The 24,871-nt window shown below is 69.4% G+C and carries 23 protein-coding genes; 14 read left to right on the top strand and 9 right to left on the bottom strand.

The window, feature by feature from the left end; genetic code table 11:
• Nucleotides 1-65 precede the first annotated feature (65 nt).
• The 4 genes from BDK89_RS00645 (at nt 66) to BDK89_RS00630 (ending at nt 4,724) form a co-directional block, all read left to right on the top strand.
• Nucleotides 66-1,337: a peptidoglycan-binding protein gene (locus BDK89_RS00645; protein WP_208293911.1), complete on the top strand. Its 1,272-nt coding sequence runs from the start codon at nt 66-68 to the stop codon at nt 1,335-1,337.
• A gap of 106 nt (nt 1,338-1,443) precedes the next feature.
• On the top strand, nt 1,444-2,661 hold the full coding sequence (locus tag BDK89_RS00640) for a S8 family serine peptidase (protein WP_133867112.1): 1,218 nt from the start codon (nt 1,444-1,446) through the stop codon (nt 2,659-2,661).
• Between the two features lie 14 nt (nt 2,662-2,675).
• Nucleotides 2,676-4,151: a hypothetical protein gene (locus BDK89_RS00635; protein WP_133867111.1), complete on the top strand. Its 1,476-nt coding sequence runs from the start codon at nt 2,676-2,678 to the stop codon at nt 4,149-4,151.
• 93 nt (nt 4,152-4,244) lie between these two features.
• A complete protein-coding gene (locus BDK89_RS00630) occupies nt 4,245-4,724 on the top strand; it encodes a CCDC90 family protein (RefSeq protein WP_133867110.1) in 480 nt (159 codons plus the stop codon).
• A 174-nt stretch (nt 4,725-4,898) separates the two neighbouring features.
• On the opposite strand, the gene BDK89_RS00625 is transcribed toward BDK89_RS00630, so the two are convergent.
• The 4 genes from BDK89_RS00625 to BDK89_RS00610 form a co-directional block, all read right to left on the bottom strand.
• Nucleotides 4,899-7,385 (bottom strand): ABC transporter permease, encoded by a 2,487-nt coding sequence (locus tag BDK89_RS00625; protein WP_133867109.1) that lies wholly within the window; start codon nt 7,383-7,385, stop codon nt 4,899-4,901.
• 28 nt (nt 7,386-7,413) lie between these two features.
• Nucleotides 7,414-8,208 carry an ABC transporter ATP-binding protein gene (locus BDK89_RS00620; RefSeq protein WP_133867108.1) on the bottom strand — a complete coding sequence of 265 codons (795 nt, stop codon included), beginning with the start codon at nt 8,206-8,208 and terminating at the stop codon, nt 7,414-7,416.
• A 60-nt stretch (nt 8,209-8,268) separates the two neighbouring features.
• Entirely contained in the window at nt 8,269-8,964 is a 696-nt protein-coding gene (locus BDK89_RS00615; protein ID WP_133867107.1) for a DUF4386 family protein, read from the bottom strand.
• A gap of 64 nt (nt 8,965-9,028) precedes the next feature.
• On the bottom strand, nt 9,029-10,414 hold the full coding sequence (locus BDK89_RS00610) for a S41 family peptidase (RefSeq protein ID WP_133867106.1): 1,386 nt from the start codon (nt 10,412-10,414) through the stop codon (nt 9,029-9,031).
• A 180-nt stretch (nt 10,415-10,594) separates the two neighbouring features.
• On the opposite strand from BDK89_RS00610, the gene BDK89_RS00605 reads away from it, so the two are divergent.
• From BDK89_RS00605 to BDK89_RS00585, 5 genes are all read left to right on the top strand, one after another.
• Nucleotides 10,595-11,785 carry a sensor histidine kinase gene (locus tag BDK89_RS00605; RefSeq protein ID WP_133867105.1) on the top strand — a complete coding sequence of 397 codons (1,191 nt, stop codon included), beginning with the start codon at nt 10,595-10,597 and terminating at the stop codon, nt 11,783-11,785.
• Nucleotides 11,782-12,501, top strand: a complete 720-nt coding sequence (locus tag BDK89_RS00600) for a response regulator (protein ID WP_133867104.1) — start codon at nt 11,782-11,784, stop codon at nt 12,499-12,501. The genes BDK89_RS00605 and BDK89_RS00600 overlap by 4 nt, the downstream gene beginning before the upstream one ends.
• Nucleotides 12,502-12,859: 358 nt before the next feature.
• A complete protein-coding gene (locus BDK89_RS00595; RefSeq protein WP_133867103.1) occupies nt 12,860-13,201 on the top strand; it encodes an ArsR/SmtB family transcription factor in 342 nt (113 codons plus the stop codon).
• A 62-nt stretch (nt 13,202-13,263) separates the two neighbouring features.
• Nucleotides 13,264-14,244: an SRPBCC family protein gene (locus BDK89_RS00590; protein ID WP_133867102.1), complete on the top strand. Its 981-nt coding sequence runs from the start codon at nt 13,264-13,266 to the stop codon at nt 14,242-14,244.
• Between the two features lie 322 nt (nt 14,245-14,566).
• Entirely contained in the window at nt 14,567-15,460 is an 894-nt protein-coding gene (locus BDK89_RS00585; RefSeq protein ID WP_133867101.1) for an SdiA-regulated/phytase-like domain-containing protein, read from the top strand.
• Between the two features lie 109 nt (nt 15,461-15,569).
• On the opposite strand, the gene BDK89_RS00580 is transcribed toward BDK89_RS00585, so the two are convergent.
• Nucleotides 15,570-16,796, bottom strand: coding sequence for a CapA family protein (locus BDK89_RS00580; protein WP_133867100.1), 1,227 nt, complete (start codon nt 16,794-16,796; stop codon nt 15,570-15,572).
• A 134-nt stretch (nt 16,797-16,930) separates the two neighbouring features.
• Nucleotides 16,931-17,383, bottom strand: coding sequence for a flavodoxin family protein (locus BDK89_RS00575; protein ID WP_133867099.1), 453 nt, complete (start codon nt 17,381-17,383; stop codon nt 16,931-16,933).
• 83 nt (nt 17,384-17,466) lie between these two features.
• On the opposite strand from BDK89_RS00575, the gene BDK89_RS00570 reads away from it, so the two are divergent.
• The 3 genes from BDK89_RS00570 (at nt 17,467) to BDK89_RS00560 (ending at nt 20,543) form a co-directional block, all read left to right on the top strand.
• A complete protein-coding gene (locus BDK89_RS00570) occupies nt 17,467-19,314 on the top strand; it encodes a BCCT family transporter (RefSeq protein WP_208293910.1) in 1,848 nt (615 codons plus the stop codon).
• A complete protein-coding gene (locus BDK89_RS00565; RefSeq protein WP_133867097.1) occupies nt 19,314-20,264 on the top strand; it encodes an ABC transporter substrate-binding protein in 951 nt (316 codons plus the stop codon). Before BDK89_RS00570 ends, BDK89_RS00565 begins: the two co-directional genes overlap by 1 nt.
• 63 nt (nt 20,265-20,327) lie before the next feature.
• Complete coding sequence (locus BDK89_RS00560) at nt 20,328-20,543, top strand: hypothetical protein (RefSeq protein WP_133867096.1); 216 nt, start codon at nt 20,328-20,330, stop codon at nt 20,541-20,543.
• A gap of 45 nt (nt 20,544-20,588) precedes the next feature.
• Here BDK89_RS00560 and BDK89_RS00555 read toward each other — a convergent pair whose 3' ends face one another.
• The 3 genes from BDK89_RS00555 to BDK89_RS00545 all read right to left on the bottom strand — a co-directional run bounded on the left by BDK89_RS00555 (nt 20,589) and on the right by BDK89_RS00545 (nt 23,601).
• Nucleotides 20,589-21,956 carry a sensor histidine kinase gene (locus BDK89_RS00555; protein WP_133867095.1) on the bottom strand — a complete coding sequence of 456 codons (1,368 nt, stop codon included), beginning with the start codon at nt 21,954-21,956 and terminating at the stop codon, nt 20,589-20,591.
• On the bottom strand, nt 21,953-22,645 hold the full coding sequence (locus tag BDK89_RS00550; protein ID WP_133870919.1) for a response regulator transcription factor: 693 nt from the start codon (nt 22,643-22,645) through the stop codon (nt 21,953-21,955). The genes BDK89_RS00555 and BDK89_RS00550 overlap by 4 nt, the downstream gene beginning before the upstream one ends.
• Before the next feature lie 353 nt (nt 22,646-22,998).
• Nucleotides 22,999-23,601 (bottom strand): hypothetical protein, encoded by a 603-nt coding sequence (locus tag BDK89_RS00545; RefSeq protein WP_133867094.1) that lies wholly within the window; start codon nt 23,599-23,601, stop codon nt 22,999-23,001.
• Between the two features lie 186 nt (nt 23,602-23,787).
• Between BDK89_RS00545 and BDK89_RS00540 the strand changes: the two genes are divergently transcribed.
• Both BDK89_RS00540 and BDK89_RS00535 read left to right on the top strand, forming a co-directional pair.
• Nucleotides 23,788-24,534, top strand: coding sequence for a hypothetical protein (locus tag BDK89_RS00540; RefSeq protein ID WP_133867093.1), 747 nt, complete (start codon nt 23,788-23,790; stop codon nt 24,532-24,534).
• 33 nt (nt 24,535-24,567) lie between these two features.
• Nucleotides 24,568-24,867: a GlsB/YeaQ/YmgE family stress response membrane protein gene (locus BDK89_RS00535; RefSeq protein WP_208293908.1), complete on the top strand. Its 300-nt coding sequence runs from the start codon at nt 24,568-24,570 to the stop codon at nt 24,865-24,867.
• Nucleotides 24,868-24,871: the final 4 nt, after the last annotated feature.

Genomic DNA, 24,871 nt, shown 5'->3' with positions numbered 1-24,871 from the left:
AGCAGGGCGGGCCGGCGGGCCCGATCTCTGGCCGTCGGCATCGGCGGATACCGTGTCTCGTCTCGATGGACGCTTCCTCGCACCCCGCTCGGCGGCTCGGCCGCGGTTGGCGTGGTTTCGCCGCGTCGATGGCGCTGACGGCCGGCGCCATCGCCGGCACGGCCGGGTCGGTCGGGGCGGACGAGACGATTCGCTACGACGCTGCGGGTGAGATCGGCGACGTCAGTCTGATCGGCGACTCGACGCTGGCCGGGGTGCGCTGGTACGCCGATTACGGGTCGCTGCGGTCGTTCGACTTCGCGCTCAACGCCGAGTCGTGCCGACGCACCCTCGTCACCTCGTGCATCAGTCGGGAGGGCTACCGATCGGCGACGGTCGTGGAGACGATCCACTCCCTCGGTGGCGAGCTGGGTGACGTGCTCGTGGTGATGTCGGGCTACAACGATCCGGCGGATTCGATCGACGATGCGATCACCGCCGTCACCGATGCGGCCCGCACGTACGACGTCGAGCACGTGGTGTGGCTCACGCTGCGGTCGGGTGCCGACGTCGACTACTCCGACCCGCAGGAACAGTCGAGCACGGACACCTTCCGCCAGTACAACGAGCGCCTGATCGAGGCGGCGGCGGAATCGGGCGGTTTCCTCCAAGTGGCCGACTGGGCCGCCTACTCGACCGGCGCCGGCGACTGGTTCGAGTACGACGGCGTCCACCTGTCGCCGAGCGGCGTCGACGCCGTCACCACCTACATCAGCGGCGTCCTCCAGCGGGTGCTCGCCGGCGAAGACGTCAGCCCCGCCGCTGCGCCGTGGACGATCCTCGTGCCCGGCGCCGAAGGCGACGCGGTCGCCGAGACCCAGGCGGCGTTGATCGACGCCGGGATCGACGTGCCGGGCGGCGCCGACGGCGTGTACGGCAACGACACGATGGCCGCCGTCGCCGCTTACCAGCGCGAGGCGGGTGACCTGCAGGTCACCGGTGCCGTCGACGAGGCGACCGCCCGCGCCCTCGGCGTGTACGGCGAGTCGACGGAGGAACCGTCACCGACGACGGTGCCCACGACCGAGCCGGTCGTCGCTGCACCGGCCACCGCCGCACCGACCACGGTCGCGACCGAGTCGTCCGGTGTCGACGCCGGCTCGTCGATCCCGACTGCCGTCGTGATCGCGCTCGGGCTGCTCGCTGCGCTCGTCGGCGCGGTCGTCGCCCGCCGCCGGTATGTGGTGAAGCGCCGACGCGAACGTCGGTGGGCTCGCACCCATCCGGCGACGTCACCGCTCCACTCGGTCGCCGACAACCGCCGCGCCACCGAGCGCGAACCGAGCCAGATCTCCTGACCGCTCACGCGACGACCCCAGGTGCCCGACGGGGTCTGGACAGCCGCCGAACCGTTCCGTAACGTCGTGATCGCCTCGTGGCGGGGCCGATTCGAAAGGCGAGGAGATGGCCGACCTGAGCGTGCTGATCGACCGGGACCGGACCGCGGACGCGATCGGCGAGCTGGCGACGGTGACCTCGGCGATCCAGGTGTACGAGCACATCCCGATCGCCGTCGTCCCCGGTGACGGCGCCGACGAAGGCGCACTCCGAGATCTGTCGTGCGTGGTGGGCATCGAACCGCTGACCGCGGATCGACGGGGCATCCTGCACGGGCTCGATCGGGCCGCGGCCATCATCGGTGGCCGACGCCACCAGTGGACGGTCGGCGGTGTCGAGCCCGGTCGCCCGTACCCGTACGTCGAAGGACAGCCGATCGGTGTCGCGGCACCCCCGGCCATCTGTGCGGCGATCAACCTGTCGCTCGGCGACCGACACGACGCCCTCGTTCCCACCTCACCCGACGACAGCGTGATTCACGCCCTCCACCACGTGTCGGGCCTCACCGTGTGCGTCGTCGCGGCCGGCAACGGGCACGACCCGACCTACCGCTTCGAGACCCTGTCGCCGTGGGCCGAGTCCGACGACGTGCTGGCGGTCGGTGCGACCGACGACGAAGCCGGGACGACCGTCGCCCACTACTCGGCGCGCGGCGGCGAGCGACGACCCGACCTCGACCCCGACGTCGTCGCCTGGGGCCGCAGCGCCCTGGCGACGAGCGAGCGAGATCGCGGCACCTCGTTCGCGGCGGCTCGCGTCAGCGGACTGATCGCCGTCGTTCGCACCTGGCTCTCGATGCTGCAGGCGAACCTCAGCGGTGATGGCACCGGCGTGCCGCTGCCCGGCGTGTTCGTGATCGACAAGGAGTTCATCGGGGCGCCACGCCCCTACGCCGTTCCCGATCCGTTCCCGGCGATCCCGCTGGTCGCAACTCGACCAGGCGCCGTCGAAGCACTCCGGCCGCTCGACGGGCGGCTCGACACCCCGCTCGCGAGCCGAGCCGTGCTCACCGCAGCCGCGGCAACCGACAGCCCGTCGTCACCGTCGCCGTTCATCTCCGAACCGCGACTGCTGGCGTGGCTCGAGCATGCGACCGCACACGACATCGCCGCAGCGATCGACGGCGACGCACCGCCGGCCGGCGTGGAGCAGCCTCTGTTCGATCCGGGCATCGCCGTCCAGATCAACCGGTGGGTCCGCGGTGCGATGGCGATCTGGGAATGGGAGATCCCGAGCGCCCGCGGCCGCATGCGACACGACCTCATCACCGACCGACCGACGTGACACCCGGAGGAACCATGACCGAACCAGCCGACAACGCGACCGACCCCGCCGACGTCGAAGCAGACGCCAAAGCTCGCAAAGCCCTCGCCGAAGCCGCCAAGGCCGAACGAGAACTCGCCGACTACGAATCCGAGGCGGCAGCGGCGGCACGGGCCGCCGCACACGCCAAGAACACCGCCGAAGCGGAGCAGGCACGACGCACCGCCGATGTGGTCGTCGACCCCGGCCTCGTCCGCCGCCAGAAAGAAGCCGAGCTCCGCAAGACGGCGACCGAGGCCGAGTCGGCCGCCGCCGAGTCCCGACGCAAGCGCATCGCCGCACTGGTCCCGAACCTCGCAGACGTGAAGCCCGGCGAGCTGAACGTCGGAGGCGACCGCCCCCTCCTCAGCGGCGGAATGGCCCGCCTCGCGCTCGGCCAAGCAGCCGAGAAGGTCTCACGGGCGATCGAGCGGCAGATCGCGGGCCAAACCGTCTCGATCCTCGTGACGTCGGACCCCGACCTGGCGACGGCGGACGGCATCCGCCTCGAGGTCAGTCAGGGACTCGCGGGCCTGAGCAAGGCCGCCGACGATCTCCTCGCCGAACTCGGTGGCCGGCCCACTACCGACGTTGAGATCGACAACACGACCGACGAGGAGATCACCACCAAGTCCATCGGAGGGATGGAGATGGTCGCCGGGGCGGTCGCTGCCGCCATTCCCGGGATCCTGTCGCTGCTCACGGCGAAGCGGGCCACGACGAGCGGCACCCTCGAACTCGATCAGCGTGCCGCCGTCGCCGACGTGGCCGGCCGCCTGCTCGGGCAGCAACGCACCGTCCGCGTCGACGACTTCCGCCCCGTCCCGAACGGCAGCATCGCCGACGCCGATCGGACCCTGCGCGAGCGCCGATCGCAGCTGCACACGTCGAAGATCGGCCTCGAGGCCAAGCGCACCACGACGCAGATCGAGCTGACGCAGGCGACGGCGACCGCGGCTCGCGCGCAGCAGCTGTTCGACGAGTCGAAGCCGAACGACGACGATCGCCGACAACGCCTCGACAACCTCGAGAACGCACTCCGAGCGGTGGCCCTGTTGTCGAAACGGTTCGAGATCGCATCCGGGCAGGTCGGCATGATCGACGAACTCGTCGCCGGCATCGACGAGTTCATCACGGCGATCCACGCAACGGCCGACGGCCGAGCGCGGTCGTTGTTCGTGACCGCCGCGCTCTACGAACAGCTCCACGGTGGCGGTTCGCCGTTCACGCACGTCGCCTACGTGTCGGCGGCGACCGCTTCGCTCGATCAGGTCACCGACGACAAACCCCTGTGGTTCGACGACAAGTTCAGCGTGATCGCCACCGCCAACATCACGTACATGCTGATCGACACCCACGGCGTCGTGAAGAGCGCCGGCGTGAAGACGGGCGTGAGCAAGGCGGACGGCACGATCGGATCGTCGCTGTCGGTGTCGTCGGTGACCGTCGAGGATTGGGCCGGCTCCAACTGACCGCACCGGCTCCGCCCCACTGGCGGGCGCACACCCCACTGGTGCGGTTGCGGTACCGACTTCCCCTCGCTCCCATCGAACGAGGAGAACCACATGCCGGTCGACGACCGCACCCGACTCGAACTGCATCGACAACTCGAAACCTCCATCGGCCGCAAGTCGACCGACGCACTCATGGCACACCTACCACCGGTCACCTGGGATCAGGTCGCCACCAAGGACGACCTCAGCGCCACACGGGTCCTGCTGCGCGCCGACCTCGATGCGATGGCCGGCGACCTTCGTGCCGAGATCAAGGCATCCGAAGCGGGCATGCGAGCGATGGAAGCCGGTATCCGCGGCGACATGAAGGCGATGGAGACCGGCGTCCGGAGCGACGTGGAGACCGGCATCCGCTCCGTCGAGACGAACATGCAGACACTGGCGACCCAGCTGCGGGCCGAGATGCAGGTGTCGACGGCCGATCTCCGCTCGGAGATGCACGACCAGAACAGCCGTCAGCTGCGCTGGATCGTCACCTTCATGGCCGGCTGGAGCACCCTCCTCCTCGCCGCCGTGCAGCTCATGCCCTGACCGTCAGGCGCGTCGAGGTCGCCTCTGGAACGGGACGACGGTGCCGCAGCCGTTCCGGGAGGAACGGGCACGGCACCGTCGAGCGTGGGCTGGTCGTCGAACGGGTCGGGTGATCTCCCGAAACGCTTCGGCTGCGCCTCAGCGTTCCGTACGACACCCGACCCGTTGGGGGCGTCAGTCGGCGCGGATGGCGTCGAGGACGGGGCGGCGGGCGGCTCGGTGGGCGGGGAGTGCCGCGGCGGCGGTGCCGGCGAGGATGGCGCCGATTGCAGTGCCGACGAGCGGCCCGATCGGGAGGACGGGCGAGGCGAAGCCGTCGTCGCCGAGGGTCGTGAGCAGGGCCCACGTCCCGCCGATGCCGAGGGCGGCGCCGACCGCTGTACCGAACAGGGCGATGACGATCGCCTCCAACCGGATCGACCGGCGCAGCTGGCTGCGGCTCATGCCGACCGCTCGCAACACGCCGAGCTCACGGGTGCGCTCGTGCACCGACAGGCCGATCGTGGTGGCGATGCCGAGCACGGCGATCACGATCGCCAAGCCGAGGAAGCCGAGCACGATCGTCAGCAGGGTGTCGAACGTGCCGGCGATGGCGGCGGAGAGCTCCGACACCGTCTCGACCGTGGCGGTCGGCATCTGGTCGGTGACCGCCTCGACCGCTGCGATCGCGGCGTCGTCGCCGGCGTCGATGAAGAGGAGCCGGTCGAGGCCGATGCCGTGAGCGGCGACGAGGTCGTACGGGGCGACGATCGGTTCGAGGGCGGCGCCCTCGTCGAGGATCGCACCGATCGGGAGTTGCTCCGACGTGCCGTCGGTGAAGGTGATGTCGACCGAGTCACCGACGGACCAGCCCTGGTCGGCGGCGAGCTGGTCGCCGACCGCCAACGAGGTGGCGTCGATCGCACCGTCGAGTACCTCGACGTCGAGGAAGCCGTCGGCGTCGGCCAGGTCGAGACCCGACACGGTGGCGATGTCACCGTCGATCGAGACGTCGGCCGTCTGCATCGGGAGGACGTCGACGCCGTCGATGTCGGCGAGGGCGACGGCGAGTTCGGTCGGCATGCCCGGGCTCATCCCGAGCGAACGCACGATCCGGTCGGCGACGAACACCTCTTCCACGTCGCCGCGCACCGTCTCCGATGCGGTGCTCGCGAACATGGCGGCACCGGCGACCAGCATCACGCCGATCGTGAGCGCCGACGCCGTTGCGGCCGACCGCTTCGAGTTGCGGCGGGCGTTCGCAGCGGCGAGACGACCGCTCGCACCGAACCAGCCGAGCGGCACGGCGAGGGCCGCGACGACCGGGCGGACGAGCACGGGGCCGAGCGCCAGTGCACCGACGAAGGCGAGGGCGATGCCGTAACCGACGGTCTTGGCGTTCCCGTCGGAACCACCGACGATGAGGAAGGCGACACCGGCGACGGCGGCGACCAGGCCGACGACCGTGCGCCGGATGGGGACACCCGGTGCCTCGGTCGAGGCTTCGCGCATCGCCTCGACCGGAGCGACCGAGGCGCCACGGCGGGCGGGCAGCAGGGCCGACCCGATCGTCACACCGACGCCGGTCGCCATCGACCAGACGATCGTCCGGGTGGCGATGACGAGGTCGGAGTCTGGGAACTCGAGACCGAAGGTGGCGAACAGCTGGATCAGCCCAGCCGCGACGCCGATGCCGGCGACGACACCCGCTGCGGCAGCGACCACACCGAGCACGGCCGCCTCGATTACGACCGAGCCGAGCACCTGGCGGCGGCCGGCTCCGATCGCACGCACCAGGGCGAGCTCCTTCGTCCGCTGTGCGATCGTCACCGTGAAGGTGTTGGCGATCGTGAACGCTCCGACGAACAGGGCGATGAACCCGAACACGAGCAGGATCGTGCGGATGAGGTCGACGGCGCGGTCGACGTCGGCCTGTTGCTCGTCGATCATGCCCTGACCGGTGACGATGTTCTGATCGGGCAGCACGAGCGAGGCGCTGGCGGCCAGCGCATCGGGCGTGACCGAACCGTCGCCGCGGGCGATCACCCAGTCGGTCTGACCCGGCTCGGTGATGCGGCCGTCGGCGTCGGCGTCGGTGAAGTGGACGAACCCCGTGTTACCGAACGCCGAACCACCCGAGAGCTGGGTGAAGCCGACGACGGTAAACGTCTCGCGGCCGCGCACCGTGAGCAGGTCGACCGGGTCACCGATCGCGACGTCGGCCAGCTCCGCTGTGTTGTCGCCGAGTGCGACCTCACCGGAGGCCGACGGGGCACGACCGTCGACGATCTCGTACAACGCGAGGACGTCGTCGTCGATCCAGTTCAACCCGACGCTCTGCATCACGTCGATCGTCGAACCGTCGGCGCCGATCACCTCCGTGTAGCCCTCCGAGTAGGGAGCGGCGGCAGCCACACCCGGAAGGTCGGCGATCGTATCGAGCGTGTCGAAGGGGATCTCGGCGCGGGCGGTGAGCGGGTCGTCGGGGTCGAGGCGGTGACCGCGGGCGACCACGTCGACGCCGTCGGCGACGCCCTCGATCGCGGTGCCGAACGACGCCGACATGGTGTCGGCGAGGATCATCGTCCCCGCCGTGAAGGCGACGCCGAGGACGATGGCGACCGCGGTGGTGATGAATCGCAGCTTCTTGGCGAGCAGCGAACGGATGGAGAGGCGCAACATGGCGTGTCCCTTCGTGGAGGTCGCCGGATCAGTACTCGAACCGCTTCATGCGGTCGAGCACCGAGTCGGGCGTGGGCGAGAGCATCTCGTCGACGATGCGACCGTCGGCGAGGAAGACGATCCGGTCGGCGTACGACGCGGCGATCGGATCGTGGGTGACCATCACGACGGTCTGGTCGAGTTCGCGCACTGCGGTGCGCAGGAACGACAGCACCTCGGCGCCGGCGCGGCTGTCGAGGTTGCCGGTCGGCTCGTCACCGAAGACGATCTCGGGGCGGCTGACGAGCGCACGGGCCACGGCCACGCGCTGCTGCTGGCCGCCCGACAGCTCGGTCGGGCGATGGCGGAGGCGCTCCCCCATGCCGACGGTCGACACAACGTGGTCGAGCCAGTCGCGGTCGACCTTGCGGCCGGCGAGATCGAGCGGCAGCAGGATGTTCTCCCGGGCGGTCAAGGTCGGCACCAGGTTGAACGACTGGAAGATGAAGCCGATCTTGTCCCGACGCATGCGGGTGAGCTGCTTGTCGTTCAGCGACGAGAGCTCGACGCCGCCGATGGCGACCGAGCCGGACGTCAGCGTGTCGAGGCCGGCAACGGCCTGCATGAGCGTCGACTTGCCCGACCCGGACGGGCCCATGATGGCGGTGAAGCGGTTCCGTTCGAAGCCGACGGTGACACCGTCGAGCGCGTGGACGGCGGCGTCGCCGCGGCCGTAGGTCTTGACCGCATCGGTGGCGCTGGCGGCGAACCCGGCGGCGGGGGCACCGGTCTGCGGCGGTGCGAAGGTCGAGGTTTCGGTGGTGGGTTCGGTGGTGATGGTCATGGTGGACTCCTGTGTGTCGTGCGTGGTAGGTCGGTGTGCGTTGGTGGGAGGTGGCTCGGGTCAGGCGGTGCGGTCGCGGAGAAGGGCGATGCCGATCCAGACGAACCAGGCGATCGAGCCGAGGCCGAACACCATCTCGGCGGCTTCGAAGCCGGGGACGAGGGTGGCCAGGCCGCCGACAGCCGTCACCACGCCGAACCAGTTGAGGGCCTTCGGGAGGGCGCCCGAGGCGAGGGCGGCGACGCTGATCAGGCCGATCCACAGTGCGCCGACCAACTCGTTGCCGCCGCCGAGGCCGTCGGTGACGGCGTCGATCGCCGACCACACGGCCGGGGCGTCGCCCGGGTGCGAGCCGGCCAGGTCGGCGACGACCTCGATCCCGATGTTCGAGATCATCCCGGTGGCGAACATCAGGCCCGCCCAGATCAACCCGAAGGCGGTGGCCGTCTTGGCCAGCATCGGCATGGCCGGTGCCACTCGTCGGTGGAGGGCGAGGGCGAGCGGCACGAGGGCGATGCCGAACACGATGTAGATGACGACGTACCAGACCAGGAGCGAGCCCTGGTGGGCGACGAGGAAGTCGACCGACTCGGCCGGGCTGGGATCGCCCGTCGTGTAGTCGGTCATGCTCGTGGCGAACATGACGATGCCGAACACGAACGTGAGGGCGGCGACGACGGCGGCGACGCCACCGATGCGGCTGCTCCGGTCGTCGGTGGAGGTGGTCGGAACGGGCTGACGGGTGGTGGTGCTCATGGTTCGGTGCTTTCTGTGTGGGTGAGTGATCGGTGGTTGGGGATTGGGTGGAGGGCTGGTGAGGTCAGGGGGTCGAGGTGAGTTCGGTCAGCGCGGCCTCGACCGTCTGGTCGAAGGGGGCGGGCACGTCGACGGGGATGCCGGTGCCCTCGTACGAGACGCCGTCGAGGTCGGTGTAGACCTCCATCGACAGGGTCAGTTCGGTGCCGTCGGGCAGCACCCAGTCGATGGCGTCGGAGAAGGCGCCGAACGACGGGGCGCCGACCATGATCGGATCGGCGACCGCACGGATCGAGAGCAGGAACTCCTCGGCTGCGCTCGCCGTGACGGGCGAGGTCAGCACGGCGATCGTCCCGTCGAAGTGCTCGTCGGCCGGCTCGATCTCGACGGTCTGCACGAACGGATCGGGCTCGGCGTACGCCCACTTGCGGTAGGCCTGGGTCGGCTCGTCGGTGAAGAAGCCCGCCGTCAGCACCGCGAGGTCGCCGTAGCCGCCGGGGTTGAAGCGCATGTCGACGACCAGCCGGTCGAACCGCTCGTCGAGGGCGGCGACGGCGTCGGACAGGGCGGCGTCGAACGCCTCGTGATCGTCGGCGAGGAAGTCGGTCACGACGAGGTAGCCGACGCCCTCGGCGAGGGTGCCCCACCCGACGCTCACGGCCGGATCGAAGTCGAGGTCGTCGATGGCTGCGAGCGTCGCCGCGGCCTCGTCGGCGTAGAGCTCGTTCACCTGCTCGACGGTCGTCACACCGTCGACGCCGAAGTCGGCCGGGTCGACGTCGACGTCGCCGCCGAAGGTCGTGTGGCCGTCGCCGAGCCGCTGGACGAACGCCTCCACCTCGGCAGCGAGGGCCTCGTCACCGACGTCGGCGGCGGTGCGGATGCGGTCCATCTCGTCGTTCCAGTCGAGGCCGCGCTCGTCGAAGAACGGGTAGTGGGTGGCGAAGAGCTCGTCGAGTGCGATGAGTGCGTCGTCGGGGTCGCTGTCGCACTCGAGACCGCCCGACAGGGGCAGGAGACGGTTGACGGTCGTGGTGCCGACCAGGTCGACGACGAGGACGCCGTCGACGGCCTCGGCACGGTCGACCGGGAACTCGTTGTCCTCGGTGTCACCCATCGTGCAGGTCGACGTCGTCACGTAGTACGGCACGACGTCGTCGCCGTCGACGTGAAGGACGGTGCCGTAGCCGGCCATCTCGAACCAGCCGTCGGGCAACGTGACCATGCCGTCGACGACCTCCAGCGACTCGAGATCGGGGAGGTCGCTGTCGTCACGGGCGATCGACACACCGGCCGACACCGAGACGTCGACACCGGCCGGTTCGACCGCATCACCGCCGTCGCCGACGGTGAAGCTGCTGTCGCTGCCACACGCGGCGCACACCATGGCGAACAACCCGAGTGAGATCGCTGCCGTGCGGTGGTTGTGGGTGGATGAGGGGAGAGACATCGATGGCTCCTGAGCGGTGGGGACGGGCCGTGCTGCCCGAACGATGACCACTCTCCACGTCGGGACCCGTCGCGGTCGTCCCTCCACGGGGCGGTTCCGAGCCGTCCCCCTGGACGGTGCTCGTGTCCCCCCACAGGGGGACGACCGCCCGACGAGTGGCCGATACTGTCGACGCACGTGATGACGTGGTTCGCTCCCGACCGCACCCCGAATCGCGCCCCGATCTGGTTCGTCGCCGACGCCTGCGGGGCGCTGACACTCGTGTTCGTCACGGTCGTCCAGATGTCCCGGCCCGACGCCGTCGACGAGTTCGGCGCCGTCGGCTTCCCCGGCTGGCTCCTCGTCCTCGGGCCGGCAGCGCTGATCGTCGTCCGGCGTCTCGCCCCGCTCACCGTGCTCGCGGCGGCGATCGGTATCTACCTCGTCGCCGCCTTCGAGTACGGCGAGGGCAACGGGACGCTCGCGCTCGTGCCGCTCTCGTACACGGTGGCGCTCACCCGGCCGCCACGGGTGTCGGCGACGATCCTGGCGGTCGCGTTGGTCGCCGTGTGGCCGATCACCTTCTACGGGCCCGGCGAGATCGACTCGTTCGACGGCGGCGCCCGGTTCGTCTTCGCCATGTTCTTCCTGGTCGGCTGGGCGTTCGGGACGCAGGTGCGTGCAGCGCAGGAACGCCAGGCGGCCCTCGCCGAACACGCGGCCGCGACCCAGGCGGCGGTCGATGCCGTCGCCCGCCAGGCCGTCGCAGAGGAACGCAACCGGATCGCACGCGAGCTGCACGACGCCGTCGGCCACAGCGTGAACGTGATGGTGATGCAGGCCGGCGCCGCCCGCCTCGCCACCGAGGACGACCGCGCCGTCGGCTCACTGCGAGAGATCGAGCGGGTCGGCCGACTCGCCTTGTCCGACCTCGACCGGATGCTGGGCCTGCTGCGCGAAGCGGACGACGCCGCGCCGCTCGAACCCGCCTACGGCCTGGCCGACATCGGCCGCCTCGTCGACGGGGTGCGCTCCGCCGGCGCCGACATCGACTACCTGAACGAGTGCCCGGCCGAACTCGACCGGACGGTCGAACGCACGACCGGCGCCACCGCATACCGCATCGTGCAGGAGGCGCTCACCAATGCCGTCAAGCACGCCGGACCGGCCCACATCGAGGTCGCCCTGCGGTGCGACGAGCGTGAGCTCGTGGTGCAGGTGCGCGACGACGGTCGCGGCGCCGCATCCACCGCCACCACCGGCGGCGGCCGCGGACTGATCGGGATGCGCGAACGCGTCGAGTTGTTGGGTGGCCGCCTCGTCACCGGGCCACGGGCCGGCGGCGGCTACCGGGTCGAGGCCCGCATCCCCCGAGCGGAGGACGAACGATGACCATCCGAGTGCTGATCGTCGACGACGACGTGCTGGTGCGCGCCGGGTTGCGCATGATGATCGAGACCCAGGACGACCTCGAGGTCGTGGGCGAAGCTGGCGACGGCGCCGAAGCGATCGAACTCGCCGCTTCGACGGAGCCCGATGTGGTCGTGATGGACATCCGCATGCCCGGCATGGACGGCTTGGAAGCGACCCGTCGGATCGTCGGCCAGCCGGTCGGCCTGGGCGACGTGGCCGACGCTGCCGACGACGTCGACACCGATGACGGGCCACGGGTGCTCGTGCTCACGACGTTCGAGATCGACGAGTACGTGTACGACGCCGTCCGGGCCGGAGCGAGCGGCTTCCTGCTGAAGCGGACGCCGCCCGAGGAGCTGCTGGCCGGCATCCGAGTCGTGGCGGGCGGCGACGCTCTCCTGGCGCCGTCGGTGACGCGACGGCTGATGCGCGAGTTCTCCCGTGCCACCGCCGACGGCCCGGTGGCGACCGACGTCAGCAACCGTGAACTGGACCGGCTCACCGACCGCGAACGCGAGGTGCTCTTGTTGATCGCGCAGGGGCTGTCGAACAAGGAGATCGCCACCGAGCTGATCGTCGGCGAGAGCACCGTCAAGACCCACGTCAAGCGGATCCTGATGAAGCTCGCCCTGCGCGACCGCGTCCACGCCGTCGTCTACGCCTACGAATCCGGCCTCCTCGAACCCGGCACCTGACGACCCTCGAGCGGGTCAGGTGCCAGAGGTGACGGGTGAGGCGCAGCCCCCACCGGGTCGAGTGTCGTACGGAACACCGAGGCGCAGCCGAGGCGTTTCGGGAGATCACCCGACCCGGGCGCGCACGCTCCTCACCGGAGTCGGGTGATCTCCGGAAACGTCGACTCCGTCGCCGTTCCCTCCGACACCCGACCCGGTTCCTCCTCGGTCGCCGTTCCGTGCGACACCCGACCCGGTTCCTCCTCGGTCGCCGTTCCGTGCGACACCCGACCCGGTGGGTCGTGCCAGAGGCGATGGTTACAACCGTCCGTCGCTTGCCTCTTGACAGGTCGTGAGGTCGCCCGTAATGTACAACCATATGGTTGTACATTCTGCGGAGCTCAGCGATGACGAGGTGGACCGGATCTTCCGGGCGCTCGCCGACGCGACACGACGCGACATCGTGCAGCGCACGCTCGCCAGCGAGGCGTCGGTGTCGGAGCTGGCCGGTTCGTACGACATGTCATTCGCGGCGGTGCAGAAGCACGTCGCCGTGCTCGAAGGAGCGGGTCTCGTGACCAAGCACCCCAACGGCCGCGAACGGATCGTCCGCGGTAACCCCGACGCCATCCGACGAGCACAAGCACTGCTCGATCGGTACGAGCAGATCTGGCGGTCGCGCATCGACCGTCTCGACGCCCTCCTCGACGAGGACGAGTAATCAGGGTCGGCCGACGCCACCCGGACCCCACCCACCACCCAGCAACACGAAACGAGAGCATCATGCCCGTCACCTCCGTCGAGAAGGATCTCGACAACCTCACCATGACCGTCGTCGCCGACTTCACCGCCAGCCGCCAACGACTGTGGGAGGCCTACACCGACCCCCGCCAGATCGAGAAGTTCTGGGGTCCGGTCGAATGGCCGGCGACGTTCCTCCGCCACGACGTCTTCGTCGGTGGACGTTCGCACTACGTCATGACCGGACCGGAGGGCGAGCAGTCGGCCGGGTTCTGGGAGTTCCTCCGCGTCGACGACGGGAAGTTCTTCGAGGTCCGCGACGGGTTCGCCGGCGCCGACGGTGAGGAGAACGCCGACATGCCGTCGATGCGGATGACGTTCTCGTTCGAGGACACCGACAGCGGCTCCCGCCTCGTCACCACCACCCACTTCGGGGCGCTCGACCAGCTCGAGCAGCTGATCGACATGGGCATGGAAGAGGGCATGAAGTCGGCGATGAGCCAGATCGACGACGTGCTCGCCGACCTGCAGTCGTTCGCCGCCGGCCGCGGCACCGACATGCAGCTCCTGTCCGACACCCAGATCCGCATCACGCGGGTGATCCGAGGCACGGTCGATCAGGTCTGGCGGGCGCATCACGATCCCGAGTTGATCCCGCAGTGGATGCTCGGCCCCGACGGCTGGACGATGCCGGTCTGCGAGGTGCCACAGCAGGTCGGCGACACGTACCGCTGGGAGTGGGCGCCCGCACCGGGCAACGACGGCGAACCGTTCGGGTTCACCAGCGTGCTGGTCGAGAGCGACCCACCGCACCGCGAGGTGTCGACCGAGCAGATGATCGGCATGGAGGGCGACCCCTCGACGAACGAGCTCACCCTGACCGCCCGACCCGACGGGACGACGCTGCTCAGCTTCGTCGTGACGTACCCGAACACCGAGTCGCGCGACGCGGTGATCGAGACCGGGATGATCGAGGGCATGGAGGCGAGCTACGCACGCCTCGAGACCGTGGCACTCGGATGAGTGGCACCCGGGTCAGGTGCCACAGGTGACGACTCGCCGCCAGGGCGAGGCGTTACCGACGGTCACCTGACCCGGGATCCTGTGGGTCGGCCCAGCGGCTCGAGTGTTCCGGTCGCGCACCCACCCCGGGTCAGGTGACCGCCGGTAACGGACTCGGCTGCGCCTCCCCCGTCACCTCTGGCACCTGACCCGGATACCCGCCGACCCTGCGTCTCCCCCGTCACCTCTGGCACCTGACCCGAATACCCGCCGACCCTGCGCCTCCCCCGTCGCCTCTGGCACCTGACCCGAAGTCGTGCGTGCGGGGAGTACCTTGCTCGGGATGGGGAAGGCGGCTCGGTTGGCGTTGGTCGAGCGGGTCGACATCCCTGTCGTGGAGGTGTCCGGAGCGGCGGCTCGAACCGACGCCGACGGGCGGCATCACCTGCTCGCGATCGGCGACCGCACCGCCGAGGTGGCGACCGGCATCGTCGACGAGTCGGGCGACATCTCGTGGCGGGTCGTCGACCTGGCCGACGTCGACGCCTGGCCCGACATGGGCGACGACAGCCAGTTCGAGTCGATCGCCGCCGACGGCACCTCGATCGTCGCCGTCATGCGCGAGGAACCACCCGTCGTGCTCGTCGCCGACGTCGCCGCGAAACGGTTCCTGTGCCGGATCAGGCTCGACGACGAACCGGCACTCGTCGGCATGTGGGACGAGGAGAACTCCCGCGGCGAAGGCCTGATGTTCCTGCGCGGCGGACGACTCCTCGTCGCCAAGGAGAAGCACCCGGCCGCCCTCGTCGAGTTCGCACCGGCCGGCGCTGCCGCCCGTGGGGTCGGACCGGACGACATCCTCGCTCCGGACGAGCGATGGGAGGCCCCCACGCCCGACGACCCGAACGGCATCGACGTCACGTTCCACGCCGTCGCCGTCTGGCCGCTCGCGGGCAAGGCGGCCAAGGCGCTCGGCGACGTCAGCGCGATCGGTGAGACCGACGACCTCGGCCTCTGGCTGCTGAGCGACCAGTCGCGCAGCGTCGCCCGACTCTCGCTCGACCCGCCGCTGCCACCGGAGGGCGGAAAGGTGAAACACCTCGACCGGGTCATGCGACTCCCGAAGCACAGTCCCAAGCCCGAAGGCCTCGCCCGCCTCCCCGACGGCCGCTTCCTCGTCTGCCTCGACATCCCCACGACGAAGAAGAACGGCCTCATCCTCCGAGCCCCCGACTGACACCGACGGGGCGAATGGGATCGGACACATCTCGTCGGCGACCATGCCCTCCACGAGCAGGCCGTCGACGAGATGTATCCGACCCCGTTCGCGACCCCATCCGTCGGGGCTACTGGTCGGTCACGGAGGAGCCGAGGATGCTCTCGGTTCGGGTGGCGCTGGCGTCGAGTTGGGAGGGGTCGCCCAGGCCGGCACCGACGAGGCGGACGCGGCCGGCGTCGCGGTCGTACCACGTGGGTTCGACCACCGGTGGCGACGACCGGTACGTGCCCGTCTCGTCGACGGTGAACGTGACCGTGGCGACGACACCGTCGTAGGTGTACGGCTTCGACGAACCCTGGTTGGCGACCAGGTTGCCGACGCTCAGTAGCGCGTACTCGTCACCGAACTGTTCGATCGGCTGCAGCACGTGCGGCCCGTGGCCCACGATCAGATCGATGTTCGGCGACGCCAGCAGTTGCTCGGCCAGCGCCCGCTGATCACCCGACCCGGCCGTGTCGTACTCGGTTCCCCAATGCAGGCTCACCACCACCACGGCGGCACCGGACGCACGTGCGTTCGCGGCGTCGGACAGGATCAGATCGGGGTCGATCACGTTCGCCATCCACGGCTCGGCGGGTGGCGTGGCGTTGTAGCCCCACGTGTACGACAGGCTCGCGACCGAGGCGCCGCCGACGTCGACGAGCGGCACCGCCATCGCCTCCTCGATCGTTCGTGCCGATCCGCTGTGGGCGACACCGGCAGCGTCGAGCGCGTCGAGCGTGGCAACGATGCCGGACGTGCCCTGATCGTTGATGTGGTTCGACGCCGTCGTGCAGGTGTCCCACCCGACGTGGCGGATGCCGTCACCGACCTCGGCCGGGATCGCGAACGCCGGGTACCCGCTCAGGGCGCGGCCCGGTGGGGCGACAGGCACCTCGAGATGACAGATCGCCACGTCGGCTGCGGCGATCACCGGCGACAGTTCGAGGAAGAGCCCGGCGAAGTCGTAGTCGAGACCCCGCTGCGCACCGAACCGGGCGGCATGTTCGACGACCGACGGGTGCGGCAGGATCTCCCCCGTCACGGCGACCGTGATCGTCGCCGGACCTGCCGACGCCGGCGGCACCGGTCCGGCCTGCGCGACGAGCGCCACGTTCGACGCGGTTGCGTCGGGCAACCCGTCTTCTCCGTCGTCGCCGCCAGGGCCGTCTCCCCGTTCCTCCGATGCCTCGGCGATGCCGCGATTCGGCGACGAGTCGGACGGGTTGGCGGCGATCATCACCAAGACGATCACGGTCACGGCGATCAGCAGGCGGGACAACACCCACGAGGAACGCTCGACCGTCGACCCCATACCCGAAACGGTATGAACCGCCGGCTCCGCAATGGTGGATGCTCACCCGACGAATGGGGTCGGATACATCTCGTCGGCCACCATGCCCATCACGAGCGGGTCGTCGACGAGATGTATCCGACCCCGTTCGTCGGTCAGGGGATGAGGGTGGCGGCGAGGGTGGCGCCGAGGTCCCAGCAGGACTCGAGGTCGGTGCGCGTTGGTTCGCCGGTGATGCGGACGGGGGCGTGCGCCTCCTTCCACTCGAGGCCACGCACGATCTTGGCGATGTCGGCCAGCGCGCCGTCGACGTCGTTGTTGCCGTGGACGAAGACGCCGTACGGTCGGCAGCGAGTGGCGTCGAGGCAGGGGTAGTAGATGGTGTCGAAGCAGTGCTTGAGCGCGCCGCTCATCGAGCCGAGGTTCGCGGGCGTGCCGAGGAGGTAGCCGTCGGCGGCCAACACGTCGGACGCGGTCGTGGCGAGCGCCGGCCGGGCGACCACCTCGACTCCGTCGATGCCCTCGGCCTTCGTGCCGTCGCGCACCGCTTCGAACATGGCGTGCGTCGACGGCGACGGCGTGTGATGGACGATCAACAGACGAGCCACGCCGCCATCGTGCCAGACCCGCGAAGACCCGCACCGGGCCGAGCCGGGAGGTGCCCGGCCGAGCGTGCCCTATGGTCGAAGCCGTGGGACACGACAGCGAACAGCACGTGGAACCGTCGACCGAGGAGGTGGTGCGGCGGCACGAGCGCAACTCGCGCAAGCGGGCGATCGAGAACCGGCCGCGGTACTACGGGCTCGGCGTCGAACCCGAGAACCCCTACGACGAACCGGTCCCCAACCGCACCCCGGGCGACACCAACATCGTCAAGTACGGGTTCGACCTCCACCCACAGGTGACGTTCTGGGCGGCCGGCTTCCTGCTCCTCTTCATCGGTCTCACGCTCGCGTTCAGCGAGGCGGCCAACGACTTCTTCGGCGACATGCTCGCCTTCATCGGCGAGTACTTCGGCTGGTTCTACATCCTCGTCGCGAACATCTTCGTCGTCGCCGTGCTGGTGTTCGCCTTCTCGAAGTACGGCCGCATCCGGCTCGGCGGCCAGTACGCGAAGCCCGACTTCTCGAACTTCGCCTGGTACGCCATGCTCATCTCCGCCGGCATGGGCATCGGCATCATGTTCTGGTCGGTCGCCGAACCGATCAACCACTACGAGACCCCGTCGCCCTACTTCGACGTCGCCGGCTCGACACCACAGTCGGAGCAGGCGGCGATGATCACCACCTTCTTCCACTGGGGTATCCACCCGTGGGCCATCTACGCGCTGGTGTCGCTCGCGCTCGCCTTCTTCACGTTCAACCGTGGGCTTCCGCTCACCATGCGCTCGGTCTTCTATCCGATCCTGAAAGAACGCATCTACGGGTTCTGGGGCAACGCCATCGACACGATCGCCGTGATCGCCACCCTGTTCGGGCTCGCCACCTCGCTCGGGTTCGGCGTGCAGCAGGTGTCGGCCGGCTCCAACTTCCTGTTCGGCTCGCCGGACACCACGTGGTTCCAGGTGTGCCTCATCGCCGCGATCACCGGGCTCGCGACGATCTCGGTCGTCGCCGGTCTCGACGGCGGCGTGAAGCGGGTCAGCCAGCTCAACTTGTACCTCGCCGTGCTGTTCCTCGGCTTCGTGCTGGTGGTCGGCCCGACGCTGTTCATCCTCGGGTTCTTCCTCGACTCGACCGGCGCCTACTTCCGCGAACTGCCCGGCCTCGCCTTCTACACCGAGTCGATCAGCGGCGGTGAATGGCAGAGCGGCTGGACGATCTTCTACTGGGGCTGGTGGATTTCGTGGGCGCCGTTCGTCGGCATGTTCATCGCCCGCGTCTCGAAGGGTCGCACCGTCCGCGAGTTCGTGGTCGGCGTCGTGCTCGTGCCGTCGCTGCTCACCTTCTTCTGGATGGCGACCTTCGGCGGCTCCGCACTGCACACCCAGTCGGAAGGCATCCGCGACGTGGCCGCCGCCGTGAACGAGAACACGGCGACCGCGCTGTTCGACCTGCTCGAGGCGTTCCCGTGGACGTTCGTCACCTCGCTCGTCGGGATCATCCTGGTGGTCTCGTTCTTCGTCACGTCGTCCGACTCCGGTTCGCTCGTGGTCGACCACCTCACGTCGGGCGGCAAGCTGGAGTCGCCGGTGCCCCAGCGCGTGTTCTGGGCAACGATGGAAGGGGCGGTCGCCGCGGCACTCCTGATCGGCGGCGGCCTGCAGGCGCTCCAGTCCGCGTCGGTCGCGACCGGGCTCGTGTTCTCCTGCGTGCTGCTCGTGTCGATCTACTCGCTCAAACGGGCCTTCGACAACGAGCTGCTCTTCATCGAGGCCCGCATGCCCGCCCCACCGACGGCGCACCTCGCCGCACGCGAAGGCGCCCGCATGCGCGCCGAGGCCGAGGCGGAAGAACTCGCCGAACTCGAGGAGCTCGAAGCCGTCGCCCAGGCGCAGGCCGAGTACCACGAGCAGCTGGTCGCGGAGGAGGAACAGTGATGCGCCGCACGCGGTTCATCGCAGCACTCGGCGCGGCCGCGCTCGTCGCGACGATGTCGGCGTGCGGTAGTGATGACGCGCCCGACTTCTCGGGCCTCGAGGTCACCGTCGGCTCGCGCGACTTCACCGAGCAGTACGTGCTCAGTTCGATCCTGATCGAAGCGCTCGACCGGTACGGCGCGACCGTCACCGACGCCACCGACACCGGCGACATCGCCACCACGCGCGCCGCCCTCGAGACCGGCGACATCGACGCGTACTGGGAGTACAACTCGGCCGCTCTGGTCGAGGTGTTCGGCGAGGCAGGCGATTCGGAAGCCGACCCGGGCGACCTCACCGACCGCGCCGGAGAACTCGATGCCGCGAACGGCATCGAATGGGTTGGCCGCTCGTCGTTCAGCAACACCTACGGCTTCGCGCTGAGCCCTGGTCTCGGTGCCGAGCATCAGCCGAATCGCTACGACCCGGATGCGTTCGATCTCGACGACCTCGCCGAACTGCTCGACGACGAACCCGACCTGATGGTGTGCGTGGAAGATGCGTTCCTCGAACGAGCCGACGGCATGACGTTGTTCGAGGACGGTACCGGCTATGCGATTCCCGACGACCGGCTCGTGGTGGTCGGCTCGATCGACCAGGTGTACCCACTCGTGAGCGGGCGCGGGAGCGGCGACTGTGACGTGGCCGAGGTGTTCACCACCGACCCGCAGATCGCCGAGTACGACCTCGACGTGGTCGAGAACAATGACGTCTTCCTCACCTACAACGCATCGCTCACGATCCGCGACGAGGCGTACGAGCAGGCCCCCGACCAGTTCGACGCCGTGGTCGACGACATCTTGGGTGCACTGTCGACGCAACGCATCATCGAACTCAACGCACGGGCGGCCGCCGGCGAACCCCTCGACCAGATCGCCGCCGACTTCGTCACCGAGTTCCTCGACGACTGAAGCGGTCGCGCGATTTCCGCGAGCGGCCGAGGCGCCCTGACAGATGGAACTACGGTCAGCGTGGTGGGGATCGAAGGGATCGAGGTCACGTCGGTCGGCGGGCTGCCGACGGTCGTCGTCGACGACTGGCAGGACGAGACGGTGATGCAGGCGCTCGAGACGCTCGTGGCGATGGTTGGCGCCGACGCGGTCGTCGACGGCGACCACCGAACGGTTGCCTTCGACCCGGAGCGCATCACCGAAGCAACACTGCGGAACGCACTCGACGACCTCTCCTGACCCGGTCCGGGCCTCGGCCACGGAGCTGCCCTGGACGGGCGCTAGTCAGGGGAACGTGAGCGTCACCACGGTGCCATCGGCGTCGGCGTTCGTCGCTCGTGCCGTGGCACCGTGGCGTTCGGCCACCTGGCGGACGATGGCGAGGCCGAGTCCCGAACCCGGTTGCGACCGGGCGGCGTCGGAACGGTAGAAGCGGTCGAAGACACGATCGAGATCGCTGGGGTCGATCCCCGGACCGTGGTCGCGCACGGTCAGCGTGCGGTCGGCGAGGCACACCTCGATCGGCCGGTCGGCCGGGCCGAACTTGTGGGCGTTGCCGAGCAGGTTCGTCACGGCACGGTCGAGCAGGGCCTCGTTGCCGACGAGCGGTGTCGGTTCGAGCGACAGCTCGACCTCGTGTTCGGTGCGTCGACGGAACCGCTCGACCGCTCCGGCGACCACGTCGGCGAGATCGAGTTCGGTGTCGGGGTCGGCGTCGCCGACGTCCCCGCTGGCCAGCGCGATCACCTCGTTGACGAGCACGCCCAACTCCTCGGTCTCGGTCCGCAAGGCGGCGAGCAGCTCGCCGCGCTGGTCGTCGGACAACGCCGGTGCCCGCTCCATGTACTCGATGTTGGCGCGCAGGCTGGTGAGCGGGGTGCGCAACTCGTGACCGGCGTCCTGCACCAGTCGTCGCTGCTGTTCGCGGCTCGACGACAGTGCGAGCAGCATCTCGTCGAAACTGTCCGCGAGCCGACCGATCTCGTCGTCGCGATCGAGATGGAGCGGTTCGAGATCGTGCGTCCGGGCCACCCGCTCGGTGGCGGCCGTCAGGTCGGCGAGCGGCCTGGTCGCCCGTCGCATGAGGAGCCAGCCGGCGAGCGCCGCGAGCGCGGCGAACAGCGCGCCGACAAGGGCGAAGCGCCACCCGAGCGCCGACAGGACCGAATCGGTCGACGCCGTGCTGCGGGCCACCTGGATCGCTCCCGAGTCGCCGTACGGGACCGTGATCATCCGGTACGACTCCCCGTCGATCTCGATGTCGCGCAGCACCGCTCGATCCCCCGACGCCACGGCGATGTCGACCGAGTCGACCGGGAGGTCGCCGCCGTCGCTCTCGATCACCACGCCGTCGCCGTCGATCGCCTGCACGATCGCATCGGCGTCGGTGTAGGTGACCCCGTCGCGATCGAGCTCCAAGTCGACCTCGCCGACGACGTCGCCGTCCGCCCGGCCGTTGCCGTCGTTGCGGTCTCGTCGGTCGCGGGATTCGCGCTGACCTTCGACGATCTCCTGGGCTCGTTCCTTGACGAACTGGTCGACCTCGGAGGTGAGTTCGTTGCGCGTCACCCCGTACGCGATGACGGCGACGGCACCGATCCCGACCACTACGAGTACGGCGACGATCGCGGTGACCCGTCCGCGCAAGCTCACGACGAACCGTCCAACGGCTGCCGCAACACGTAGCCGACGCCGTGCACGGTGTGGATCACTCGCGACTCACCGCCGGCTTCGAGCTTGCGGCGGACGTAGCGGGTGTGGACGTCGAGCGCCTTCGAGGAGGTCTCGCCCTCGTATCCCCAGATCTCGGTGTACATCGTCATGCGATCGAGCACCACGCCGGGGTGTCGCATCAGCAGCTCGAGGATCTGCATCTCGGTCCGGGTGAGCTCGATCAGGCGGGCACCCCGCTTGACGACCCGTCCGGCCAGGTCGAGCTCGATGTCGTCGAACCGGAGGACCTCACCGGCGCCCGGGCCGGCGTCGACACGGCGCAGCAGGGCGCGCAGCCGGGCGAGCAGTTCGTCGAGCGCGAACGGCTTGGCGAGGTAGTCGTCGGCTCCGGCGTCGAGCCCGGCCACGCGGTCGCCGACCTCGTCCCGGGCCGTCAGCATCAAGATCGGGGTGCGGTCGCCTTTGGCTCGCAGCATCCGGCAGACGTCGAGACCGTCGACGTACGGCATCATCACGTCGAGCACGAGTGCGTCGGGTTGCTCGGTGACCACGGCCTCGAGCGCCGCCGCGCCGTCGGCGACGCTGATCACCCGGTAACCCTCGAACCCGAGGATCCGCTCGAGTGCTTCACGCACCTGGCGGTCGTCCTCGGCCACGAGCAACGTGATCGTGTCGGTCATCGTCTCCATCATGTCGGATCACTCTCCGTTCTGTTCGCTGCCGCTCGGGTCGGGGTCGTGAAGCTGGCCGAGCAGCTCGGGCGCTCGGGTTCGCGCACCCATCCCGGGTCAGGTGATCTCCGGTAACGGCTCGTTCCTCGCCGTCACCTGCGACACCTGACCCGAAGTGATCGTTCCTCGCCGTCACCTGCGACACCTGACCCGAAGTGCTCGTTCCTCGCCGTCACCGTTCCCTGCGACACCCGACCCCGCTCGGCCGGGCGCGGCGGGGCGGCCCGCCGTGGAGGCGGGCCGCCCTGACCGGTCCCAGGGGAGGCACGAATGAGATCGGGCCGAGGTGATCAGGCGTCGGCGTCGGCCTCCTCGTCGGTGCCGTCGGCATCGTCGGCATCGTCGCAGCCTTCGCCGCGGACGGAATCGACCTTGTCTTCGATCCGTTCGGTGGCCGAGACGAGCTTCTCGGCCGCCTCGTCCTCGGTCAGGTCGCCGTCGGCGACGTGTTCGGCGAGGTGTTCCTCGACGTCGGCGACCAGGGCGGCGACGACCGTGTCGATCGAGACGCCTTCCTGCTCCGCGATCTCGGTGATGGTGAGCCCGGCGTCGCGGCTGGCGTCGTACTCGTCCTCCGTGATGCCGAGCGCCTCGATCACCGTGTCGGAGCTGACGCCGCTCCGGCCACCGCGACGACCGCGGCGGCCCTCACCGTCACCGTCCTCGTCACCGTCCTCGGCCGCGTCAACCGCCGAGTCGCTGTCGGTGTCGTCGACGAACGGATCGTCGGCCGGCTCGTCGACGTCCTCGGTGCCGATGTCGTCGGTCGTGTCGTCGACGACGGTGTCGTCGGTCGTGTCGTCGCTCTCTTGAGCGTTGACCATCGAGCCGACGCCGACGGCGGCGCCTGCCAGGCCGAGCGAGACGACCAGTGTGGAGAGTTTCTTGTGCATGGTGTTGGGTCCTGTCTGTGTTGCGGGGAGTTGGACGAGGATCACTCTGCGACCCGGAGGTAAGTCGGTTGTTCGCGAGTTCGAAAGACCGTCGAAAGATCGGCCGTGAGTTCGCTGGGTGTGTCTTTCGACGGTCTTTCGCGCCGCCGCCGTGCCGCCTTACCGCCGGCGGTGATCGTGCACCCGATGCCGCACACACTCCCCGACACCACCGACCGCCATACCCGCCCCCGAGCACCCGGCGCAGCCCGACCCGGGATGCCTGCCTCCACCCTGCTCCTCCCGCTCCAGCTGTTCCTCGCGGCCGGGTGGATGCGCGCCGGGATCGAGAAGGTGATCGAGCCCGATTGGTGGAGCGGTACCGCACTCGAGGCGTTCCTGTCCGCCCAAGACGGCCAGGTACTGCCGCTCTTCGTCCCATTCGTGGACTACGTCGTCGCCCCGTGGACGGTGGGGGTGGCGTGGTTCGTGATGATCGCCCAGCTCGCCGTGGCGTTCTGCCTCGGGCTCGGGCGCTTCCTCCGGCCTGCTCTGTGGACCGGCGTGTTGTTGAACGTCACCTTCGTGATGTCGGGTCGAGTCGATCCGTCGGCGTTCTACCTCGTGATGGAGATGTCGTTGCTGTTCGCGCTCGCCCGACCGACGAGTCGCCGGTTCGCGATGCGTCGAGCCACGCTGTGGTCACTCGCCGCCGTCCCGTTCGTGCCGTTCGTGACCACGCTGCATCCCGCCGAGGTCATCCACGATCCGGCGATGATGATGATCACCCTGTGTTCGATCGCCGCCATCACCACCATCGTGCGATCGGTCGACCGCGAGCGTCTCGGTCCCCTCGCCTTGCCGCTCTGGCAGGCGCCGACCGACGCTGCCGAACCGACCCCTGTTCCCCATGGTCGGGGCCAGACGTTTGATCGTGACGCCCGGAGGTACTGACGGCGTGTCATCGAACAAAGGAGTTCAACCGACATGGACATCGGAAGCCTGATCGCCGCCCTCCTCCTCGGCCTCGTGGCCGGAGCGATCGGACGGGCACTCGTCCCCAACGACGCGTTCCGTCACATGAGCGGGCCCACCTCGTGGCTCGTCTCGACCGGGCTCGGGCTCGCCGGCGCCCTCGTCGGCTACTGGATCTTCACGGCCCTGCTCGGCATCGGCGACGACGACCGGTTCGACTGGGGTGGCATCATCGGCGCAGTCATCGGTGCCGTGATCGTCGTGATCGGCGCCTCCTGGGTCCTGAAGCGCACCGGCCGCCCCGCCCTCTGACGCT

Origin of the sequence: Ilumatobacter fluminis (assembly GCF_004364865.1) — a bacterium.
Classification (GTDB): Bacteria; Actinomycetota; Acidimicrobiia; order Acidimicrobiales; family Ilumatobacteraceae; genus Ilumatobacter; species Ilumatobacter fluminis.
The sequence above is the reverse complement of the archived record's forward strand: the minus strand, read 5'-3'. Positions and strand labels throughout refer to the sequence as shown.

Excerpts from the sequence above, each read along its gene's own strand:
- BDK89_RS00540 (WP_133867093.1), top strand. The coding sequence starts at position 23,788 with ATGCCGCACACACTCCCCGACACCACCGACCGCCATACCCGCCCCCGA.
- BDK89_RS00610 (WP_133867106.1), bottom strand. The coding sequence starts at position 10,414 with ATGTCTCTCCCCTCATCCACCCACAACCACCGCACGGCAGCGATCTCA.
- BDK89_RS00635 (WP_133867111.1), top strand. The coding sequence starts at position 2,676 with ATGACCGAACCAGCCGACAACGCGACCGACCCCGCCGACGTCGAAGCA.
- BDK89_RS00645 (WP_208293911.1), top strand. The coding sequence starts at position 66 with ATGGACGCTTCCTCGCACCCCGCTCGGCGGCTCGGCCGCGGTTGGCGT.
- BDK89_RS00535 (WP_208293908.1), top strand. The coding sequence starts at position 24,568 with ATGGACATCGGAAGCCTGATCGCCGCCCTCCTCCTCGGCCTCGTGGCC.
- BDK89_RS00640 (WP_133867112.1), top strand. The coding sequence starts at position 1,444 with ATGGCCGACCTGAGCGTGCTGATCGACCGGGACCGGACCGCGGACGCG.
- BDK89_RS00545 (WP_133867094.1), bottom strand. The coding sequence starts at position 23,601 with ATGCACAAGAAACTCTCCACACTGGTCGTCTCGCTCGGCCTGGCAGGC.
- BDK89_RS00625 (WP_133867109.1), bottom strand. The coding sequence starts at position 7,385 with ATGTTGCGCCTCTCCATCCGTTCGCTGCTCGCCAAGAAGCTGCGATTC.
- BDK89_RS00615 (WP_133867107.1), bottom strand. The coding sequence starts at position 8,964 with ATGAGCACCACCACCCGTCAGCCCGTTCCGACCACCTCCACCGACGAC.
- BDK89_RS00620 (WP_133867108.1), bottom strand. The coding sequence starts at position 8,208 with ATGACCATCACCACCGAACCCACCACCGAAACCTCGACCTTCGCACCG.
- BDK89_RS00565 (WP_133867097.1), top strand. The coding sequence starts at position 19,314 with ATGCGCCGCACGCGGTTCATCGCAGCACTCGGCGCGGCCGCGCTCGTC.
- BDK89_RS00600 (WP_133867104.1), top strand. The coding sequence starts at position 11,782 with ATGACCATCCGAGTGCTGATCGTCGACGACGACGTGCTGGTGCGCGCC.
- BDK89_RS00605 (WP_133867105.1), top strand. The coding sequence starts at position 10,595 with ATGACGTGGTTCGCTCCCGACCGCACCCCGAATCGCGCCCCGATCTGG.
- BDK89_RS00630 (WP_133867110.1), top strand. The coding sequence starts at position 4,245 with ATGCCGGTCGACGACCGCACCCGACTCGAACTGCATCGACAACTCGAA.
- BDK89_RS00585 (WP_133867101.1), top strand. The coding sequence starts at position 14,567 with ATGGGGAAGGCGGCTCGGTTGGCGTTGGTCGAGCGGGTCGACATCCCT.
- BDK89_RS00580 (WP_133867100.1), bottom strand. The coding sequence starts at position 16,796 with ATGGGGTCGACGGTCGAGCGTTCCTCGTGGGTGTTGTCCCGCCTGCTG.
- BDK89_RS00590 (WP_133867102.1), top strand. The coding sequence starts at position 13,264 with ATGCCCGTCACCTCCGTCGAGAAGGATCTCGACAACCTCACCATGACC.
- BDK89_RS00595 (WP_133867103.1), top strand. The coding sequence starts at position 12,860 with ATGGTTGTACATTCTGCGGAGCTCAGCGATGACGAGGTGGACCGGATC.